Source organism: Chryseobacterium sp. CBTAP 102, from assembly GCF_003201365.1.
Taxonomy (GTDB): Bacteria; Bacteroidota; Bacteroidia; order Flavobacteriales; family Weeksellaceae; genus Chryseobacterium; species Chryseobacterium candidae.
This window is the reverse complement of the sequence record NZ_QICX01000006.1, coordinates 133,645-154,210: the sequence shown is the minus strand read 5'-3', so window position 1 is coordinate 154,210 and position 20,566 is coordinate 133,645. Positions and strand designations below refer to the sequence as shown.

Annotated in this window: 15 protein-coding genes; 13 read left to right on the top strand and 2 right to left on the bottom strand. The window is 36.6% G+C overall.

What is annotated here, in order from left to right; genetic code table 11:
* Positions 1–16: 16 nt before the first annotated feature.
* From C8D70_RS10480 to C8D70_RS10460, 5 genes are all read left to right on the top strand, one after another.
* Positions 17–862: a helix-turn-helix domain-containing protein gene (locus C8D70_RS10480; RefSeq protein ID WP_076594237.1), complete on the top strand. Its 846-nt coding sequence runs from the start codon at positions 17–19 to the stop codon at positions 860–862.
* Between the two features lie 89 nt (positions 863–951).
* Positions 952–2,262, top strand: a complete 1,311-nt coding sequence (locus C8D70_RS10475) for a TolC family protein (protein WP_076594238.1) — start codon at positions 952–954, stop codon at positions 2,260–2,262.
* A gap of 24 nt (positions 2,263–2,286) precedes the next feature.
* The gene (locus C8D70_RS10470) at positions 2,287–3,402 is read left to right on the top strand and encodes an HlyD family secretion protein (RefSeq protein WP_110367281.1); all 1,116 of its coding nucleotides are present in this window, start codon (positions 2,287–2,289) and stop codon (positions 3,400–3,402) included.
* 109 nt (positions 3,403–3,511) lie between these two features.
* The gene (locus C8D70_RS10465; protein WP_110367280.1) at positions 3,512–5,104 is read left to right on the top strand and encodes an MFS transporter; all 1,593 of its coding nucleotides are present in this window, start codon (positions 3,512–3,514) and stop codon (positions 5,102–5,104) included.
* Positions 5,105–5,446: 342 nt separating this feature from the next.
* The gene (locus C8D70_RS10460) at positions 5,447–6,151 is read left to right on the top strand and encodes a class I SAM-dependent methyltransferase (protein WP_110367279.1); all 705 of its coding nucleotides are present in this window, start codon (positions 5,447–5,449) and stop codon (positions 6,149–6,151) included.
* Positions 6,152–6,335: 184 nt separating this feature from the next.
* Here the strand turns inward: C8D70_RS10460 and C8D70_RS10455 are convergent, their stop codons facing one another.
* Together C8D70_RS10455 and metG are read right to left on the bottom strand one after the other, a co-directional pair.
* Entirely contained in the window at positions 6,336–7,004 is a 669-nt protein-coding gene (locus tag C8D70_RS10455) for a hypothetical protein (RefSeq protein ID WP_110367278.1), read from the bottom strand.
* Between the two features lie 64 nt (positions 7,005–7,068).
* The gene (gene metG, locus C8D70_RS10450; RefSeq protein WP_110367277.1) at positions 7,069–9,105 is read right to left on the bottom strand and encodes a methionine--tRNA ligase; all 2,037 of its coding nucleotides are present in this window, start codon (positions 9,103–9,105) and stop codon (positions 7,069–7,071) included.
* 335 nt (positions 9,106–9,440) lie between these two features.
* On the opposite strand from metG, the gene C8D70_RS10445 reads away from it, so the two are divergent.
* The 8 genes from C8D70_RS10445 (at position 9,441) to C8D70_RS10410 (ending at position 20,558) form a co-directional block, all read left to right on the top strand.
* Complete coding sequence (locus C8D70_RS10445; RefSeq protein WP_181416120.1) at positions 9,441–12,293, top strand: SusC/RagA family TonB-linked outer membrane protein; 2,853 nt, start codon at positions 9,441–9,443, stop codon at positions 12,291–12,293.
* 17 nt (positions 12,294–12,310) lie between these two features.
* A complete protein-coding gene (locus C8D70_RS10440) occupies positions 12,311–13,879 on the top strand; it encodes a RagB/SusD family nutrient uptake outer membrane protein (protein ID WP_110367275.1) in 1,569 nt (522 codons plus the stop codon).
* Between the two features lie 16 nt (positions 13,880–13,895).
* Complete coding sequence (locus C8D70_RS10435) at positions 13,896–15,014, top strand: SusE domain-containing protein (RefSeq protein ID WP_110367274.1); 1,119 nt, start codon at positions 13,896–13,898, stop codon at positions 15,012–15,014.
* A 71-nt stretch (positions 15,015–15,085) separates the two neighbouring features.
* On the top strand, positions 15,086–17,239 hold the full coding sequence (locus C8D70_RS10430) for a glycoside hydrolase family 97 protein (RefSeq protein ID WP_110367273.1): 2,154 nt from the start codon (positions 15,086–15,088) through the stop codon (positions 17,237–17,239).
* An 84-nt stretch (positions 17,240–17,323) separates the two neighbouring features.
* The gene (locus C8D70_RS10425; protein ID WP_076594247.1) at positions 17,324–17,542 is read left to right on the top strand and encodes a hypothetical protein; all 219 of its coding nucleotides are present in this window, start codon (positions 17,324–17,326) and stop codon (positions 17,540–17,542) included.
* 63 nt (positions 17,543–17,605) lie between these two features.
* A complete protein-coding gene (locus C8D70_RS10420; protein WP_110367272.1) occupies positions 17,606–18,850 on the top strand; it encodes a radical SAM protein in 1,245 nt (414 codons plus the stop codon).
* Positions 18,847–19,680 carry a hypothetical protein gene (locus C8D70_RS10415; protein WP_076594249.1) on the top strand — a complete coding sequence of 278 codons (834 nt, stop codon included), beginning with the start codon at positions 18,847–18,849 and terminating at the stop codon, positions 19,678–19,680. The genes C8D70_RS10420 and C8D70_RS10415 overlap by 4 nt, the downstream gene beginning before the upstream one ends.
* Before the next feature lie 5 nt (positions 19,681–19,685).
* Positions 19,686–20,558, top strand: a complete 873-nt coding sequence (locus tag C8D70_RS10410; protein WP_136521925.1) for a hypothetical protein — start codon at positions 19,686–19,688, stop codon at positions 20,556–20,558.
* Positions 20,559–20,566: the final 8 nt, after the last annotated feature.

The following is a 20,566-nucleotide window of genomic DNA, read 5'->3' as shown; positions in this document are numbered from 1 at the left end:
TGCTTACATTTGTCTTATGTCTGCCCTGGAAAAATTTGGCGTTGATATTTTTACCGAACATAATATTTTCGAGCGAATAGCTGTGGGTAAACCGTTTCGCCCCGAAAATCCTGCTTTTATTTTTATTAAATCAGGAACTATAAAACTCCGTCAGCACTTCAGTGATCTGGAGGTTTCTGCCAATATGTTTATGGTAACCGATCCGCAAACCATTTACGAAGTGGTGGGAGTAACTGATGATTTTCAGTCGAGGATGGTTTCTTACAAAAGAGAATTTATTTCTGCCTTATCATTGAAATTTAACCGTCTGATTACGTATCGATATTTCAGGCAGCAGATGAATAAAGGAGTTCCTTTTCATGAGGACGAAATGGAGGTCGTATGGAAAAGTGTCAATTTTCTGAAATATATTCTGGATTCTGATACCGAAATGCTTTATAAAAAGGAAATGGTGGAGCATCTTTTCTCCGTTTTCTGCTATCAGATGGCAGGAATTATTTCTAAGGAAGATAACAGCTCTATGAACCAGATGTCCAGACAGGAAGAGATTGTATTCGTATTTCTTACCGACCTCGCAGAGCATCATCTTACCGAGAGAACCGTTGAGTTCTATGCCGAACGGCAGTCAATTACAACCAGACATCTTTCTTCTGTAGTAAAGGCGATCACGGGAAAATCTGCAAGCCAGATCATCGCCTTAATTGTGATCAACGAGGCGAAAGTGCTCCTAAACTCTTCCAATAAACCGGTTTCAGAGATTTCTTCTATTCTCGGATTCAGTGATCAATACTCGTTTTCTCACTTTTTTAAGAAGCATCTGGAGGTAAGTCCTACACAGTATAGACATCAGTTCGAAAATTAAAATCTTACATTTGAACATCTTTTTCCAAAAATCAAACATTTGATTGATTTTGTTGTTGATCTAACTTTGCATCTGTAAAACAAGGTAAAATGACAAAGAAAATAAAAACAGCACTATCTGTACTGATAGCAGCTTTTCCTGCGCTGTTTTTTTCACAACAGATCAAACAGATGACTGCAGGTGAGGTGGCGGAACTCGCTGTTCAGAATCATCAGCAGCTCAAAGTTTCTGCGCAGAATATTGGTATAGCAAAACAAAATATGAATGTCGTTAAGCTTCAGAAACTTCCTACGATTACCGCTTCTACAAGTCAGTTCTATTTGGGAGATGCAGTCGCTATTGATAAAGACTTTTCGAATTCTACAAACGTTCCGATGCCGCATTACGGAAGTTCGTATGCGGTACAGGCCACGCAGCTGATCTTCAAAGGAGGATTGGTAAATAAATCTATCGAAATGGCGGGGCTTCGCGAGCAGCTTTCCGAACTGGATTTAGAGAAAAACAAACAGGACGTGAAATTCTTAGTGATTTCCAATTATCTGGATGTCTATAAAATCATTAATCAGGAAGAGGTATTTCAGAATAATAAAAAACTGGCTCAGGAACGTTTGAAAAATATCCAGAAATTCTATCAGCAGGGAATGGTCACAAGAAATGAGGTCATTCGTGGAGAATTGGCTATCAAAAACCTGGATCAGGGAATTCTTACCCTTACCAATAATAAAAAAATCCTTAATTATAATCTGAATATTGCATTAGGCCTATCCTCTGATACGGAGATTATCCCTACGGAAAGTCTGGAGAATAAAGAATCCGGAATCGGTATGGAGTATTACAGAGAGCTGGCTCATGAAAGCAATCCATTACTGAAATCTGCTCAAAAAAACATTGCTGTTGCAGATAAAAATATTGAAATTATCAAAACAGACAATTCACCTACACTTGCCGGATTTGGCGGATATACGCTGCAAAGACCTATCACGACAAGAAATCCTGTTTTGGATATGTATTCAGGGGGCTGGCAGACAGGGGTTTCTTTGAGCTACAACATTGATACGCTTTATAAAACAAAAGAGAAAGTAAAATTAGGGGAACTACAAAAGGATCAGGCGAATGACGCTCTGACTCTGGTTCAGCAGAATGTAGATATGGCGGTGAATGCAGCGTATACCAAATACCAGGAAGCGATTCAGCAGGCTGATATTCTGAATGATTCCAAAAGACTGGCGGAAGAAAACTATAAGATTACGGAAGCCAAATATCTGAATCAACTGGCTGTACAGGCAGAAATGATTGATGCGCAGAACCAAAAACTGCAGGCAGAGCTTGATTATGCCAACGCTGAAATCAATGTTCTGTATCAGTATTACAACCTTTTGAAATCTACAGGAACACTTTAATTTTTAAAACTGAAAATCAATACAATGGAAAACAAGGGACAAACCACTCAAAATACAACACCAAATCCGGCAGCATCCACCGCAGAGAATAAAAAAAAGAAAAATAAAACCAATAAAATCAGAGCAATCATCTCCAATATCATCGTTTTTCTGGTGATCGGTTTCGGGTTATTCTGGTTAATACGTGAATATTTCCATATCGGAAGCAAAACCTATACGGAAGCGGCTCAGGTAGAGGAATTTATTAACCCTATCAATACGAGAGTTTCTGCTTATATCAAAGAAATCAAGTTCATTGAACATCAGCGTGTTAAAAAAGGAGATACTCTGGTAATACTTGATGATCGCGAAATTCTTACACAGCTGGGGCAGGCACAAGCAGCTTATCAAAACGCGATGGCACAAAAAACAGCTACCAGCTCTTCCGTGAATACAGTTTCCAACAATATCAATGTAATGAAGTCCAATATCGCAGGAGCAAAAGCAAGATTATGGAATGCTGAGCAGAATTTAAACCGATATAAAAACCTTCTGGCAGCCGAAGCAGTTACCAGACAGCAATATGATCAGGTGAAAACTGAATATGATGCGCAAAAGGCTGCTTATGAGACCTTAGTGAACCAAAAACAATCTGCCAACCTTTCCACTACCGAAGTAAAAAGCAGATTGGGAATTAATGATGCTGAAATTAAAAGAACAAAATCTGCTTTGGATATGGCGAAAATTAATCTTTCGTATACTGTAATTACAGCACCTTATGATGGAGTAATGGGAAGAAGAACAATCTCTGAAGGTCAGTTGATTCAACCCGGACAGCAGGTTGCCACGATTGTTTTGAATGGTCAGAAGTGGGTAACTGCCAACTTCCTGGAAAGCCAGATGCCGAATATCAAAGTCGGAGAAAAAATTTCCATGACGGCTGATGCTTTGGGAGGGAAAAAATTTGAAGGAATTGTGACTGCTGTTTCAGCGGCTACCGGATCAAGGTATTCAAGCGTGCCTACAGACAATTCTACAGGAAACTTTATCAAAGTACAGCAGAGAATCCCTGTAAGAATAGAGTTTACAGCTTCCAACAAAAAAGAAGATCTGGATAAACTGAGTGCCGGAATGAATATGAACGTGAATATTGGTCAGTAATTTAAAAATTTAATCATTGAAAGATTAAAAGATTGGAAAATGCAGATGTTAAGCTGAAAATTTTCAGTCACTAACTTCTATTTTCTAACCTCTAACTTCTATATTCATTATGTACAATAAAGGATTATATAACGACTGGGTACCCAAACCCGTACAGCTGCTGTTGATTGTATTGCTGCTTACTGTGGTAATGCCAATCGGTGGGGTGTATACCGGAAATATCAGTTCTCTGGTAAGCGGTACCGGAGCCATGACAGAGTATTTTATGTGGGCCAATTACGCCACTACCATTGGGATGGGAGCCTGTATGCCTGTTGTTCTCAGAATCAAAATGAGATTCAAAGTAAGAGATAAGATGGTTGTGCTCCTGATGCTTTTAGGAGTGCTGAGCTACGTGAATGGGACGACTTTACAGCCCATGATTTTTATTTTTACTTCTTTATTGATTGGTTTTATGAAAATGATGGTTACCATAGAGCTTTTCCTGCCATTGATGGTTATGATCGGAAACAGGGGAGTATTTTACGGAGCTTTCTATACCTTCGTTCTGGTAATGAATCAGGTAGCTACCTACTATGCGGCTGAGTTTGCCCTTCTTTACAACTGGCAGCAGTTTTACCTGCTCACAGCCGTTTTATGCTTTATTTTAGCTTTAATACACTGGATTTTTATGCATAATAAATATTTTGCGTTAAAAGTTCCCCTGCATTATATTGACTGGCTGAGTATTTTGCTTTTCATTTCCACATTTATGTTTTCGGCGTATGTATATTCATTTGGAAGACAGCAGGATTGGTTTAATTCCCAGAATATAATGAATGCGAGTATTGCCGCTTTTGTAAGTTTTGCACTGCTTTCTATCCGTCAGCTGACTTTAAAACGACCATACCTTTCATTTAAAATTTTCACAAAAAATAATGTACAGCACGGATTATTCATGCTTTTCTGGCTGGGAATGTTTCTGGGAACTGCTTCTCTTCAGAATACTTTTGCAGTAGGAGTTTTAGGATATGATCAATTGACGAATACCAGATTGAGTTTGCTGATGATTCCGGGAATTATTTTAGCCGGTGTCATTGCCATTTTCTGGTTCAAAAAAGAAAAACCTTTGAAAATGTACATTTTTTCCGGTTTTGCCTCAATGGTAGGATATGCCATTATCATGTACTTTTCAATGGTGTTGGAGTTCAGTTATGACAACTGGTATCTGCCGATGTTCTTAAAAGGTTATGGAATGTGTTCATTGTTTATTTCCGTATGGTTTTATACGCTGGATAAGCTTGAAATGGATGAAATGCTGGCAGCCATCGGACTTGTATTGGTTTGGAGAACTTTCCTTGCCGTAGGAATTTTTTCAACACTCTATTCATGGTTTCAGTACCGTTTTCAGCTTACAGCAATGGGTGATCTTGCAGTTTATATGGACGGAATGACTATTACTCCTCAGAATGTAGCCGCCAATATGAAAGCCATCCAGCTCAATGCAGTCATCATAGCTGCCAAAAAGATATTTGGATATATTATTCTGGTCGGATTTGGAGTGCTTATTTATGTTGCTACCCATCATTTTGGTGCCAAACGTTTTCAGTATTTCAGATTTGTAAGGGTTCTTGGTGGTAAATCCGTTATTGCAAGAAGAAGACTTCGCGAAAGAAAAAAATTATTGGAAGAGATAAAAGACGCTGCAGGGCCTGCAGTATAAAGAATACCTTGTTTTTCACCAGTAAAATCCTGGTCCTTCATTGGGCTGGGATTTTACGTTTTCTAACGAGGGAAGCTGGATGCTGGAAGTGGGAAGTACTGAAAGCCGGGTTATAGCTATTTGTTTTATGTAACCTCTTTATCTTAAAAGAAGTTATTGTAATTTTATTGTATGTACATCATAAATAACTTCCAGCTTTCCTTAAAAGAGTATGAGCATCTTCAAAAAATTGCGATCTAATAATGTACCCAAACGCTATAATGAAAAACAACAAGAGTCCGTAACTCAAAAACCTGAATCACCAGCTTTGAACTTTAGTTTCTGAAGCTGTATCTTTGCACTATGAAAGATTTAATGGGCAGAGCAATCTGGGATTATTACCACAATGACAATCCTGAAGATCTGCAGACTGAAACGTCAATTTCTGAGCTGGATGAACTTCCGGTGGATTATTTATTCAGAGATTTTGAAGAAATGAATGATATTGAGCAGAAAGCACTGCAGTTATCCAACGGAAAAGTTCTGGATATCGGAGCGGGTGCAGGTTCTCATTCTTTATACCTCCAAAATGAAAGAAATCTTGAGGTGACGGCTTTGGATATTTCACCCAAATCCGTTGAGGTCTGTAAGTTAAGGGGAATTAAAAAAGCAGTTTGTGAAAATATGCTTAATTTCTCAGGAGAAACTTTTGATACCATTTTACTGTTGATGAACGGTACCGGAGTTTTTGAAAGTCTGGCTAAAATTGATACTTATCTTCAAAAACTGCATACTTTACTGAATGATGGCGGACAGGTTTTAATTGACAGTACGGATATTCTTTATATGTTCGATCGTGATAAAGATGGCGGAGTGTATATTCCGGCGGGTGGATACTACGGAGAACTGGAATATGTGGTTCATTATAAAGGTGAATCTGAAGAACCGATTACCTGGCTGTATCTTGATTTTAATACCTTGAAAAATGCTGCCACAAATAATGGTTTCAAAATAGAAAGAGTATTGAAAGACGAAGATGCTTACTTAGCGAAACTTACTAAGAAATAATTAAAAACAAGTCATTGCGAGCTGAAAGCGAAGCAATCTCAAAAAATAATACATTGTCATTCTGTACACCGGAATGACTTTTGTTGTGCCTGTTCCTAGCCCCGATAGAAACGGTTACCCCACAGCAAGAGTTAGCCATTTAGGCAGGCGCGAGGAGTAAAAGTGGATAGCGGGAATAAGCTCCTTACCATTGTCTGAATAGATGAATGGTTCTTGCAAGCGGATAGTAAGAAAACCATTCCTGAAAATAAAAATACATCAGAACAGCGCTTGCTACACATAAAATCACTGGAAGAACGTAGGATTTTTGGCGGTATGGCAACTTTTTTGGAGTAGCCACAACCCAAATAATGATTAATCCAAGTGCTCCTACGGCTATAACGCCTATTTCCGGGCTCAACCGTGAGATTGAATTGGGATCAAAATTGGATAACAGAACATATTTTTGCACCATGAAAAAAAGAAATCCATATATCAGCGCCAAGATGGCGGCAGGATACTTTTTTAATTGTATTAAATTCAGAAAAAGTAGAATGGCTCCCGGAATGGTGCCAAAAAAAACACTGACTACAAGAATCGTAATTCTTGAATGGAGCTTAACGGCATTGGGATCTTCTGTAACATGATCTTTCCAGACTTCAACCTCTTCTGTATGTTTTGCTTGCTCTTCTTCCTTTTTATTTTGAATCAATTGCTGAACAGCTGTTTTTTCCATTTCACTGAAAACACGTCCTCTTTCTTCCAGAATTTCAAAAGCTGCCTGAACAGCCTCCGGAACAAAGCGGTTGCCTTCTTTTAAATATCCCTCCAATTCCTGATTGGAAAGCTTTCTTAAAACATTTTTACTGACCATAAGCTGTATATAAAAGAAAGGCTGCTTCTAATGAAACAGCCTGTGATCTTTATAAGGATTTTAATTATCCGATCTCAATACCGTTTTCAACATTGCTGTCATCCGGTGTTACGAAAGATAATTTTCCGTCTGGTTTTGTTGTTAATAATAACATTCCCTGAGATTCAATTCCTCTGATCTTTCTAGGAGCAAGGTTCAGAAGGATCATCACCTGCTTCCCGATTACTTCCTCAGGAGTGAAACTTTCTGCAATCCCCGAAACAACAGTTCTTACATCTACTCCTGTATCTACAGTAAGTTTTAATAATTTATCTGCTTTTTCTACTTTTTCAGCTTCTAAAATGGTTGCTGTTCTAAGGTCTATTTTAGTAAAGTCATCAAACGTGATCTCCTCTTTCATAGGGTTGGCGTTAGGGTTTGTTTTTTTATTGTTTTGTTTTGTGTTTTCCAGCTTTTGGATTTGAGCCTCGATTACGCTATCTTCGATTTTATTGAATAATAGTGGAGCTTCTTCAATTTTGTGGCCAGCTTCAATATGGATTTTCGTATTTTGTAAATCATTCCAATCCTTTTTTTCAATATTGAAGTAACCAAATAGTTTTTCAGCTGAGAATGGCATGAATGGTTCACATAATTGAGCAACAACCGCTGCAATCTGAGCTCCAACAAACATAGTTTGTCCTGCTTCATTTGGGTCGTTCTTTATTGTTTTCCAAGGCTCAGCATTTTGAAGGTATAAATTACCATAGTCTACAAGCCTCATAAAAGCACTTAAAGCATTTCTGAATTCATATTTTTCTAGATGATTACTTACTTCTTCTATTCCAGTTTTGATAGCAATTTGGCTTTCTTCATCTAAAATACCATTTGGAACTTTTCCTTCAAAATTTTTATTTATAAAGGAAATAACTCTGTTGATAAAGTTTCCAAATTTATTAACTAATTCGAAGTTATTTTTAGCTTGAAAATCCTTCCATGTAAAATTATTATCTTTAGTTTCCGGAGCCGATGAAAGAAGAGCATATCTTAAAACATCCTGCTGTCCGGGGAAGTCTTCTACATATTCATGAGCCCATACTGCCCAGTTTCTTGAAGTCGAGATCTTATCGTTCTCAAGGTTCAGGAATTCAAAAGCAGGAACATTTTTAGGCATGATATAATCTCCGTGAGCTTTCATCATTGAAGGGAAAATAATACAGTGGAATACAATATTATCCTTTCCGATAAAATGTACCAGGTCACTGTTTTCACTCTGCCAGTAGTCTTTCCAGTCTTTTCCGTTTTTCTCTGCCCATTCTTTGGTAAAAGAAATATACCCGATAGGAGCATCAAACCATACGTATAATACTTTTCCTTCTGCATTGGGAAGTGGAACAGGAACACCCCAGTTCAGGTCTCTGGTCATGGCACGAGGCTTAAGGCCGTCATTCAACCATGATTTAACCTGTCCGTATACGTTAGGCTTCCAGTCATCTTTATGACCTTCAATGATCCATTCATTTAAGAAGTCTTCGTATTCATTTAACGGAAGATACCAGTTTTTTGTTTCTTTAAGGATAGGAACATTTCCGCTAAGCATTGATTTCGGATTAATCAGCTCAGAAGGAGAAAGGGTAGAACCACATTTTTCACACTGATCTCCGTAAGCGTTTTCATTACCACAATTAGGGCAAGTTCCTACAATATAGCGGTCAGCAAGGAATTCTCCTGCCTGCTCATCAAAATACTGTTCAGAAATTTCTTCAGTGAATTTTCCTTTTTCGTATAAAACTTTGAAGAAATCCTGACTGGTTTCATAATGGTTTTTAGACGTTGTTCTGGAGTATTCATCAAATGAAATTCCCAGATCAGCAAAAGACTTTTTAATGATCTCGTGATATTTGTCCACGATATCCTGAGGAGTTACTCCTTCTTTTTTAGCTCTTATGGTAATAGGAATCCCGTGCTCATCCGAACCACAGATAAACGCTACATCTTTTCCTAATCTTCTCTGAAATCTTGCGTAAACATCCGCAGGAATATAAACACCTGCCAAATGTCCTATATGAACCGGCCCGTTTGCATAAGGCAAAGCTGCCGTAATCATCTTTCTGTTTGACATTTATAGTAAAGTTTTAACTGCAAAGATAAGGAATATCTGCTGAATACCGCTATTGAAGGTGTTATTATGCTCCAGAATGCAAATTTGAAAGACTTGATATGAAATTAAGTTAAACAATTGTTTAACATTTTCTTAAATTAAAACAAATAGTATGTAATACATAAGACGTTGTAAAATATTGGAATTTAAAAAACTAACTAAAATGGGTTTCGTAATATACATAATTTTAACTAAAATTATATTAAATTTATGATAATTCTATTTTTTTTTTAAATTGCAAGTCTGGCATAAGGCCAAAATATGACTGAAAAACGAAACTATAAAAAAATAAGATTGTGAAGAATTTTACAACAGTATTAAAAATTGCGCCCGCTTTTTTACTGGCCAGTACAGTAATACATGCGCAGAAAAAAGATTCTCTTCCTCAGGAGAAAAAAATAGAGGAAGTTGTCTTAGTAGGATATGGGAAGCAGAAGAAATCTGATCTTACAGGTTCTATCACTGCGGTCTCTGAGAAAGATTTTAATAAAGGAGCTATTGTATCTGCAGATCAGCTAATCAACGGTAAAGCTCCCGGTGTAAGAATTACTAACGATGGAGGTTCTCCGGATTCAAAACCAAACATCAGGATCAGAGGTGGAGCTTCCTTGAATGCCCAGAATAATCCATTGATTGTAATTGACGGAGTTCCTCTTGATTCCAGTAATCCTGCTGGTGTTGGAAACCCTTTGAATCTGGTAAACCCGAATGATATTGAATCTTTCTCAATTTTGAAAGATGCTTCCGCTACCGCAATTTATGGTTCCCGTGCCTCAAACGGTGTCATCATTATTACTACTAAAAAAGGAGGTGGAAAGCTGAAAATTAATTTAAGTACCAATGTATCGGTAGGTGAAGTAACAAAGTATATGGATGTAATGAAGTCTTCAGACTTCGTCAACTACATCAATACCTACTATCCTCAGTATAATTATAGATTGGGTGTAGGTGGAAGTCCTGACAATCCTACAACTCCGGGACAAATATATGATACCGATTGGCAAAGAGCAATTTATAGAACCTCTGTTTCCAGTGATAATAACTTAAGTATTTCAGGAAACTTATTCAAAAAACTTCCGATTAGATTATCATTAGGATATAACAGAACTGAAGGAGTAGTAAAGACCAGTGATTATGAAAGATTTTCAGGGTCTTTGAAAATAACCCCTACATTCTTTGATAACCATTTAAAAGTTGATATTAACGCAAAAGGGATTATTTCCGACTTAAATGCTATTGATGCAGGCGCAGCCATTGGTGGTGCTATTAATATTAATCCAACTTTACCTATTTATTCAAATAATCTTCCATATGGAGTTGACTTCGGAGGCTATTATCAGAATATTGATAATAATAAGAACCCTTATAAAAAAATTGGACAGGATAATCCCGTAGCAGCTTTATTACAGCGTTCTGCGCCTCAAAGGGTCAATAAATTTCTAGGAAATATTGAGTTTGATTATAAAATGCATTTTTTACCGGATCTTAGGGCTGTATTGAATTTAGGATTGGAATCATCAAAATCTGATCTTAAAACAATATTTGGTAATAACGCAATACAAACTTACAAGTTGCCTACAGATGGTTCAGCACCTTACGTTTTCAATCCTGGTATTGATTATCGTGAAATACAAAATATTTCCAATAAAACGATGGATGCTTATTTGGTATATAACAAAAAACTTTCAGGATTTATCTCTAATTTCCTGATCCAGGGTGGATATTCATATCAGAATTTCAGAAATGAAGGAGATAAAGACCGTTATAAATATGATGACGGAGATCCGAGCACGGGTTTAAGAGTTCCAATTGTATTACCTTTTTTGAATCCTGAGGATAAATACTTGAATGAATTAAATTTACAATCATTTATTGCCAGATCTAATATTGATCTTTTAAATAAATACCTATTTACTGTTACATTCAGAGCAGATGCATCTTCACTGTTCAAAAAAGATTCCCGATGGGGATATTTTCCGGCAGTAGGTTTTGCATGGAAAGTGAATGAAGAGAACTTCTTGAAGGATGTTTCTTCAGTTAGAGAGCTTAAGCTTAGATTGGGATGGGGGAAAACAGGACAACAGGATATTACCGGTATTGTAGGATTCTATCCATCAAGACCGTTGTTCCAGATTGGAAGCACAAACTCCCAATACTTTCCTGCAATAGGAACTTATAGTGCACTCCCTTTTAATGAAAATCTTACTTGGGAAACAACCACAACAATTAATGGAGGTTTAGATTTCACAATTCTGAAAAATGGTATGCTAACCGGTAGCTTTGACGTATACGACAGAAAAACTACAAATCTTCTGGCGAGAAGATCTATACCACCAGGACAGGGATTGACAAACAGCTTTGTTGATAATGTAGGGGAAATGAATAACAGAGGATTTGAAGCCAACTTAACGTTTACTCCTATAAAAAGAGAAGACCTAAGCTGGAGTATTTCTGGAAATATATCTTATAATAAAGGAAAGGTAACAAAACTTGAATCGGTCCTTCTTGCACAGGATGGAGGGCTTCCTGTAGGCACAGGAACACAGCTGGCATATCATGTGGAGGGATATCAGCCTTATTCCGCTTGGGTATTCCAGCAGGTATATGACAGTGCAGGAAATCCTTTACCAGATGTATATGTTGATAGAAATGGTGATGGTAAAATCAATAACGATGACAGATATTATACCGCTTTAAGACCTAACTGGACTTACGGATTCAGTACTACACTGAATTACAAGAATTGGGACTTGAGTGCTAATTTCAGAGGACAGATAGGAGGTAAGGTATTTAATTCAAGAAAACTAGCACAAGGCTTTAAATCATATGCTGTTCCGCAAAATGATGTGGCTCTGAATAATGTTCTGAATTATACAGCAAATTCACCGTTTATGAATTTGACAGACAATACATATTTTTCTGATTTCTTTTTGGAAGATGCCTCATTCTTAAGATTAGACAATGCTACAATTGGATATCTTGTTAAGAATATGTTTGGCAGTACGAATGTTAGAATATATGGTTCTGTAAGTAATGCATTTGTTATCACAAAATATAAAGGACAAGATCCTGAAAACTTCAATGCCATTGATAACAATTTTTATCCAAGACCAAGAATATATACACTTGGTTTCAATTTTAATTTCTAAAATTTAAAATTAGAGAAATGAAAAACATTAAATTTAAAATAAAATTCATTGCAATAGCCTCTATGTTGGCTTTTGTTACTACATCTTGTTTGAATGATCTGGATACAGAACCAAAATATGATTTGACCCTAGAAAATCTATTACAGCAAGACCCCAAAGCAGTTGAAGGATTGCTTTCAAGATTATATGCAAGTTTCGCACTTTCCAGTGTGGAAGGTCCGGATAAATCTGACATAGAAGGAGCTAATGCGGGAGAATCACCTTTTATCAGAGGTATTGTAAATTTGAATGACTTTACTGCTGATGCAATGAAAAACAGATGGGGGGATAATGGCTTGGATCAACTTACCACTACCACAAACTGGACCAGTAATAATAAATTTTTTAAATATGTATATGATAGAATTTATTATACCATTCCACAGTCTACCAACCTGATCCTGATAATGAAAAAAGGCAATATTAATTATGCCAATAAAGACCAAGTTATTAATGAACTTAGATTCCTGAGAGCCCTCTCTTATTATTATCTGATAGATTTATTTGGAAAAGGATCTTTGGTTACAGATGATAACTTTAACTCAAGTACACCATTACCAGAAGCTTCAAGAAAAGATTTGTTCAATTATGTAGAAAGTGAATTGTTGGCAATTGAGGCCCAGCTTCCTCTTTCTAATTCTTACGGAAGAGCCAATAAATCAGTAGTGAGAATGTTGTTGGCAAAGTTATATTTAAATGCTGAAGTTTATACGGGGACAGCAAGATATAATGATGCGGGTACTTATATTACGAAAGTCATTAATGAAGGCGGATATCAATTAGAATCTAATTTCAGAAAAAATTTCTCAGCAGATAATAATACTTCAAAAGAGATAATTTTCCCATTAATTGCAGATGCGGTTTCCAGCCAGAGTTATGGAAATACAACCTACCTTGTTAATGGAAGCTTGAGTACAGAAACAATGGTTTTAGCAAATTTTGGGGCGACTGACGGATGGGCCGGACACAGAGCTACAAAAGCATGGTATGGCTTATTTGGTAATAATGCTACTGATCTTAAGAATAGTAATGATGTTAGAGCGAGATTATTCTGGACTCAGGGGCATCAGTGGGAAATGGATGATTACAAAACCTGGAATAACGGTTTCCCTTCAGATAAATTCTGGAATAAAAATTCTGATGGAACAGGTGGAGCCACAGCTTTCTCATCAACAGATTTCCCTTTATTCAGATTAAGTGATGCATACCTTATTTATGCAGAATGTGCCCTTCGAGGAGCGGCTTCAGCTAATGCAGCCCAGGCTTTAACATATGTAAATCAGGTGAGAGCCAGAGCAGGAGCATCTGCATTAGGCTCAATTACATTAAAGTCTGTTCTGGATGAAAGAGCACGTGAGCTGAATTTGGAAGGTGTAAGAAGACAGGATCTTATCAGATATGGAATGTTTACCGGATCTTCTTATTTATGGCCTTGGAAAGGAGGTGTTAAAAATGGTACATCTATTTCAGATAACTATAAAGTATTTCCAATCCCGACAACAGCCCTTCAGGCAAATCCTAATTTGACTCAAAACCCAGGTTATTAATTTAAAAAACTAAAAAATGAAAAAGATATTCAACGTTTTATTAGTGGCTCTGGTAGGTTTATACCTTATCTCATGCTCTAAAGAGGATGATAAACTAGAGTTGAATAATACTTCACAGGCTAAAATAACTTCAGATAAAACTTCTGTAGTACTTGATGAAACGAAAGCAGGAGAAAATGCACTGGCTATCACTTGGGAAAATCCAACTTTTACCCCAAGTGTAGGCTTCAGTAATTCTCTACAGTTTGCAGTTGCCGGAACCAGTTTCGCAACAAATGTACTCCAGGATCTGCCTTCAGACCAGAAAACGTACTCACTTACCCATTTGCAGCTTAATAACATCCTTGCACAGTTAAATGTAGCTCCGGATACCGCTAAGCCTATTGAAGTGAGAATGAGAACTGCATTAAACAGTACTACTTTCTTTTATTCAAATGTAGTTACTGTGAATATGACAGGGTATAAGCCAAATCCGGACCTTATCTATCCAAAAATAAATGTTCCCGGAGGATATGCCGGAGCAGCAGGATATGCAGATTGGAATCCAGCGAACTCACCGAATCTGTTCTCTCCTGAGAAAAATGATAAATACAGAGGATTTATCTTCATTAAAGATGCTTCAGGTGATAATGGGAAATATAAATTTGCGATCAATCAGGATTGGCCGGGAAATAAAGGAGATGATGGGACTAATACCGGAAAACTAAAAGTTGATGGTTCAGATATAGTTCCGGCAGCAGCAGGAACTTATTACATGAAAATAGACTGGGCAGCAAATACTTATTCTGCGTTGTTAGCAAACTTCGGAGTTATTGGTGATGCAACGCCTACAGGATGGGGATCAGATACTGACTTTGTTTACAATCCTGCAACCAAAACGTTTGTAATCAATTCTATTGCCTTATCCAATACCGGAGTATTTAAATTCAGAGCCAATGATGATTGGGCGATAAAGTTCCAGCCAAAAGATGCAGAGCAGACTCTGGTTTCAGGAACAGGTGTTCAATCCTATTTAAGCTCAGAAGGAACTGTTACAGGAGATCCTGGATATAAAGTTTCACAGGCAGGCAATTATAAAATTGAACTGGATTTACACAATTCAGCATATTACAAACTAACTGTTACAAAATTGTAAATCAAACTAAAATAAAGCAAAGTGCTGTTTTACCGCAGCACTTTATTTTTTAAGTTAATTAAATAGTCATTATGAAGAAAATTACAGTTGGAGCGCTTTTGCTCTCAATGATGTTTACAGGTGTGAAAGCCCAATCTTTAAAATCTCCGGACGGGAAATTTGAAATGAATTTCCAGTTGAAAGAAGGAGTGCCTTACTACAACCTTAAGTATAACGGTACAGTAGTGGTGGAAGATTCTAAATTGGGTTTGAGATTATTTAAAGACACAGCTATAAAATTTGCTTCCGAAATAGCCAAACCGGAAGATGCAAAATACGATCTGAACAACGGTTTTGCAAAGACAGATGAAAAAAGAGACTCCAAAAATGAAACCTGGCAGCCGGTTTTAGGAGAAAAGAAAAATTATATCAACCATTACAACGAACTGGCAGTTACCCTGAATCAGGCTTCTACAGACAGAAGTATTGTGGTAAAGTTCAGATTATTCAATGATGGGCTGGGATTCAGATATGAATTCCCACAGCAAAAAAATCTTAATTATTTTGTGATCAGAGAAGAAGATTCTGAAATTGATTTCCCTACCGATATGAAGGCATGGTGGATTGTTGCAGATTACGACTCTCAGGAATATCAGTACCAGGAAACAAAAGTTTCTGAAATTCCGGCAAAATGGGACAAAGCATATGATGCCAACGCTTCACAGTCATTGGTGAAAAATGCAGTTCAGTCTCCGTTGATGCTTAAAAAAGAAGGAAAAGAACCTTTGTACATCAACGTTGCAGAAGCAGCAGTATTGGATTATCCGGCTTCACATCTTGAAGTAGATGCGCAGAATTTTAAGTTTAAAACACATTTAACTGCAGACAGACAAGGAGCGAAAGGGTATATCCAGACTCCATCGGTAACGCCTTGGAGAACCATTATTGTAGCTCCGAAAGCAGAACAGGTAATGGATTCTAAAATGATCTTCAATCTTAATGAGCCTACAAAGTACACTGATACTTCTTACATCCACCCCACAAAATACATGGGAGTCTGGTGGGAAATGATTATTGGAAAATCACAGTGGGCGTATTCTACTGCAGAAAATGTTCACTTAGGGAAAACAGATTTTACAAAGCTGACTCCCAACGGAAAACATGCAGCCAACAATACAAAGGTTAAAGAATATATTGACTTTGCTGCAGAAAACGGATTCCAGGGATTATTGATCGAGGGTTGGAATATCGGTTGGGAAGACTGGTTCGGACACTCAAAAGAATTTGTTTTCGATTTCATTACCCCTTATCCGGATTTTGACATCAAAATGCTGAATGAATATGCTCATTCGAAAGGAATTAAACTAATCATGCACCATGAAACTTCAGGTTCTGCCACGAACTATGAAAGATGGGCGGATAAAGCCTTCCAGACGATGAATAAATATGGCTATGATGCTGTGAAAACAGGATATGTAGGAGATATCATTCCTAGAGGAGAACATCACTATTCTCAATGGACCATTAATCATTATTATAGAATTGCGGAAAAAGCAAATGACTATAAAATCATGGTGAATTCTCACGAATCTGTACGTCCTACAGGAGAAAGCCGTACCTATCCGAACTATATCTCCGCAGAAGCAGCACGTGGAACAGAATATGAAGCGTTCGGAGGAAATAAGCCGGATCACCAGACCGTTCTTCCTTTTACAAGATGGATGGGAGGTTCTATGGACTACACACCAGGAATTTTCCAGACAAAACTTGATTATTATTTCCCTGGAGATACACGTTTTGTAAAAACTACGCTGGTAAAACAGCTGGCTCTTTATGTAACCATGTATATGCCGCTTCAGATGGCTGCAGACCTTCCTGAAAACTACAAAAAACATATGGATGCATTCCAGTTCATCAAAGATGTAGCAGCAGATTGGGATGATACCAGGATTTTGTGCGCAGAACCTGGTGATTATGTGGTGACAGCAAGGAAAGCAAAAGGTACTGATAACTGGTTTGTAGGAGGTATTACAGATGAGAACAAACGTGAATATACTGTAGACTTCTCATTCCTGGATAAAGGAACAAAATATGAAGCAACAATCTATGAAGATGGAAAAGATGCTGATTATATTGATAATCCTCAAAGCTATAATATCTATAAGAAAGAGATTACAACTAAATCAAAAATTAAATTTAAGATGGCAAGAAGTGGTGGTTTTGCAATAACAATTAAAAAAAAGTAATTATTTCGTAAAAAGTTATTTTTCATTTGATAAAATTTCTATATTTGGAGAATTATTATAATTTACTAACCAAAACTATTTATCATGAAAAAGAAACTGAAAATTACCAGTAACTTAGAGCAAAAGAACATTCTTAAAAAAGCGATGCAGTCTTCTGAAAATGTAGATTTATACAAATCTATTTTCGGTGGGAAAGATACTGTTATAGTAGCACCAAATAACTGTACAGTAACAGCTATATCTGGAGCTTCGGCAGCTTATAACAGAGCTGATCAATTTTTATTGGCTACCACTAAGCTATAATCGCTAAATCAAAATTTGCAGTTCTCCGCTATAGCGGAGAACTATTTTTTTATCTGATAAGATATGATTACATCTTTTGTATTAAAGGTTGCAAGTAGATGCAATCTTAACTGTTCATATTGTTACATGTATAATTTGGGTGATAAGACTTATTTAAAACAGCCTAAATTCATGTCAATTGATACCATAAAAGCTTTCGCCACCAAACTTAATCAATATAGCCTGGAAAATAATTTGAATAATATACAGATTGTTTTTCACGGAGGAGAACCTCTTTTGATATCCAAAGATTTTTATCGTGAATCTGTTAAAATTTTCAAAGAAATACTTCCCGGTCATTACTTTGATTTTGTAATCCAGACCAATGGGGTTGGATTGGATGATGAGTGGTATCAACTCTTTAACGAGTTGGATATCAGAGTGGGAATAAGTATAGACGGCCCCAGAGAATATCATGACAAATACCGTGTTTTTCATAACGGAAAAGGCTCTTATGATGAGGTGAAAAAAGCAGTTATGCTGGGACAGAATTATGGGCTTAACGGAGTTCTGTCTGTCATAAACATTAAAATTCCTCCTCAGGAACTTTATGATGAAGTGAAGAGTCTTCAGGTAAAAGGCCTTAATATTCTTCTGCCGGATGGCCACTTTGATCAGCTTCCTGACGGAATGGAAAAGGAATGGGTTAATACAAAAAATTATACCCCCTATGCAGACTGGCTTATAGAGCTGTTTAAGATCTGGAAGAACGACCCGGAAAGGGTGAGTGTAAGATTTTTTAAAACCCTTATTGATCTTATTGTGGGCGAGGATGAAGGAGATCAGATTTTAGGTAAAAATATTAATGGTGTTGCTGTACTGGAAACCAATGGTAATTTGGAAGTAGCAGACTTTATAAGGGCTTGTTATGAAGGAATTACCAGAAACGATATTAATATTCATACCCATTCTATCGGGGATGTTTTCAATGACAGGCTTTTTGATGTGTATATGAATGCGCACGCAATGGTATCACAGAAATGCCTTAACTGTTCTGTTTATGATTTTTGCGGGGGTGGATTTTTAGGAAACCGTTATTCTAACGAAAGAGGTTTTGATAACCCCACTATTTATTGTCACGATATGATTAAACTTATTACCTACATTCAGAATGATATTATAGATGATATTCCGCAGGAAACACGAGAGGAAATGGAGCTGTCGAAAGTTTCTTATGATGATATAGTACATGAGCTGGAATTTGACAACGGGGAAATTATGATTGAATCCGAAGTTAAAGAAAAATTAATGCATTATCGTTTAACATGAATCTGAAGAAAGGAATGTACTTAGCTGGGGATTCTTGTTTTAATTGGAAAAATCAGCTTAGAATTAATAGAGGAGTAGTGGCTGAAAAAGTTGTCAATACAGGAATCGGGTATTTTGATAATGCTTATCTACCAGATGATGAATGGCGGGATCTTACCGAATCTGAATATAAAATTCTTTCTTATTCAGAGAAAGGGAATAAAATGTTCAATACCTTGGGATTGGGTGAAATTCCCAATGAATTAAAGACGCTGTTTAAAGCCGTAAAGCTGGAAGAGTGCAAGACACTTTTTGAGGTTCAGCCTAAATTTCAGGAAGATGAAAAACTCACACTACAACTTAATAAAGTTTTAAATCAGTTTCTAAATCAGAAATCTGATACCCAAAGATATAATTTTCACCGCATTACAAGATGTCTTCCGGATATGCATACCACTACTTTTCATCTCCATAACAGAGAGCATATAAAGTATACAGGTTTACATATAGATCAGAGTACAAAATTTACCCCCAATACTGCTTATAAATCAGACAATAGGATATCTATCAATATCAGTGAAGAATCCAGATATCTGTATTTTGTAAATTTAACACTGAAACAAATTTATATTGCTGTTAAGAAACATTATCAGGATGTTACTATTACCTCAGATAATATTGTGGAATTGTTTTTTTCATTATATCCTGATTACCCGATTATCCGGATAGAAATAAAACCGTATCAGTATTATATTGCACCAACAGATAATTTTATTCATGACGGAAGTACACTGGGAAACAAAAAGTTTGATATAACCATGGTATTTGTGGGAGAATTTAATAATTACTAATGATTATGAAACTAAAATCAGGAATTAAAATATACGGTGAGCATCTAGAAGAGGTCCTGGAAATCAATTCCGGACTTGTTCATCATTCAAAGCAGGAGCCTGTAGAAATTGCATTTAAAAACATTAAGTTCAAAGCACAATATGAGCCCAATGCCCATCTGGCAAAAAGAGACTGGAGAAAGCTTTCTGAGCTTGAGCTTTATACATTGAAAGGAGATCACGTTAATAAGAAAGATTATAACTCCGTTTTTATAGGAGAAATACCGGAAGAATTAAAAGATATGTTCCATAAACTGAATCTTCATTCAGCCACTTCGGATAGTGATGCATTTCAGAAATTTATGGATAATAAAGAGTTGGTTCATGAATTAAATACCCATCTCAATGGGGTGTTGGACGAAATTTCATTGGCTCCTTACCGCTTTATGAGTATTGCAACCAACTATCCCAATAGTGAAGTGGTTTCTTTGAACAAGAGAAAACTGCCTGAAAATTTTACCTTTAAGGATATTCATTTTATTGGTGTTCATAAAGACAGTTCCAAAGATATGACTTTACACACCTGCTACCGGTATGGAAATAGATTTACCATTAATTTAGGAGAACAGGCCCGCTATTTTTTGTTTGTTAATCTTACCATGAAGCAGGCATATAAAATGCTTAAAGAAAAAGAAGAACTTAAGGATGCAGAGATCACCAATGAAAACATTACTGATTATTTTCTGGAGCATTATCCTGACTATCCTGTTATTAAAGTAAAGCAAGAACCTTATCAGTTTTACATTGCTCCCACAGATAATTGTTTTCATGACGGCACTACAATAGGAAATACTGCCATAGATGTGGTAATGACCTATTTAGGAAAATTTTGTATTTAATTTAAATA

Bases quoted from the DNA above. Each gene is read 5' to 3' on its own strand.
- C8D70_RS10480 (WP_076594237.1), top strand. From the start codon at position 17: ATGTCTGCCCTGGAAAAATTTGGCGTTGATATTTTTACCGAACATAAT.
- C8D70_RS10475 (WP_076594238.1), top strand. From the start codon at position 952: ATGACAAAGAAAATAAAAACAGCACTATCTGTACTGATAGCAGCTTTT.
- C8D70_RS10470 (WP_110367281.1), top strand. From the start codon at position 2,287: ATGGAAAACAAGGGACAAACCACTCAAAATACAACACCAAATCCGGCA.
- C8D70_RS10465 (WP_110367280.1), top strand. From the start codon at position 3,512: ATGTACAATAAAGGATTATATAACGACTGGGTACCCAAACCCGTACAG.
- C8D70_RS10460 (WP_110367279.1), top strand. From the start codon at position 5,447: ATGAAAGATTTAATGGGCAGAGCAATCTGGGATTATTACCACAATGAC.
- C8D70_RS10455 (WP_110367278.1), bottom strand. From the start codon at position 7,004: ATGGTCAGTAAAAATGTTTTAAGAAAGCTTTCCAATCAGGAATTGGAG.
- metG (WP_110367277.1), bottom strand. From the start codon at position 9,105: ATGTCAAACAGAAAGATGATTACGGCAGCTTTGCCTTATGCAAACGGG.
- C8D70_RS10440 (WP_110367275.1), top strand. From the start codon at position 12,311: ATGAAAAACATTAAATTTAAAATAAAATTCATTGCAATAGCCTCTATG.
- C8D70_RS10435 (WP_110367274.1), top strand. From the start codon at position 13,896: ATGAAAAAGATATTCAACGTTTTATTAGTGGCTCTGGTAGGTTTATAC.
- C8D70_RS10430 (WP_110367273.1), top strand. From the start codon at position 15,086: ATGAAGAAAATTACAGTTGGAGCGCTTTTGCTCTCAATGATGTTTACA.
- C8D70_RS10425 (WP_076594247.1), top strand. From the start codon at position 17,324: ATGAAAAAGAAACTGAAAATTACCAGTAACTTAGAGCAAAAGAACATT.
- C8D70_RS10420 (WP_110367272.1), top strand. From the start codon at position 17,606: ATGATTACATCTTTTGTATTAAAGGTTGCAAGTAGATGCAATCTTAAC.
- C8D70_RS10415 (WP_076594249.1), top strand. From the start codon at position 18,847: ATGAATCTGAAGAAAGGAATGTACTTAGCTGGGGATTCTTGTTTTAAT.
- C8D70_RS10410 (WP_136521925.1), top strand. From the start codon at position 19,686: ATGAAACTAAAATCAGGAATTAAAATATACGGTGAGCATCTAGAAGAG.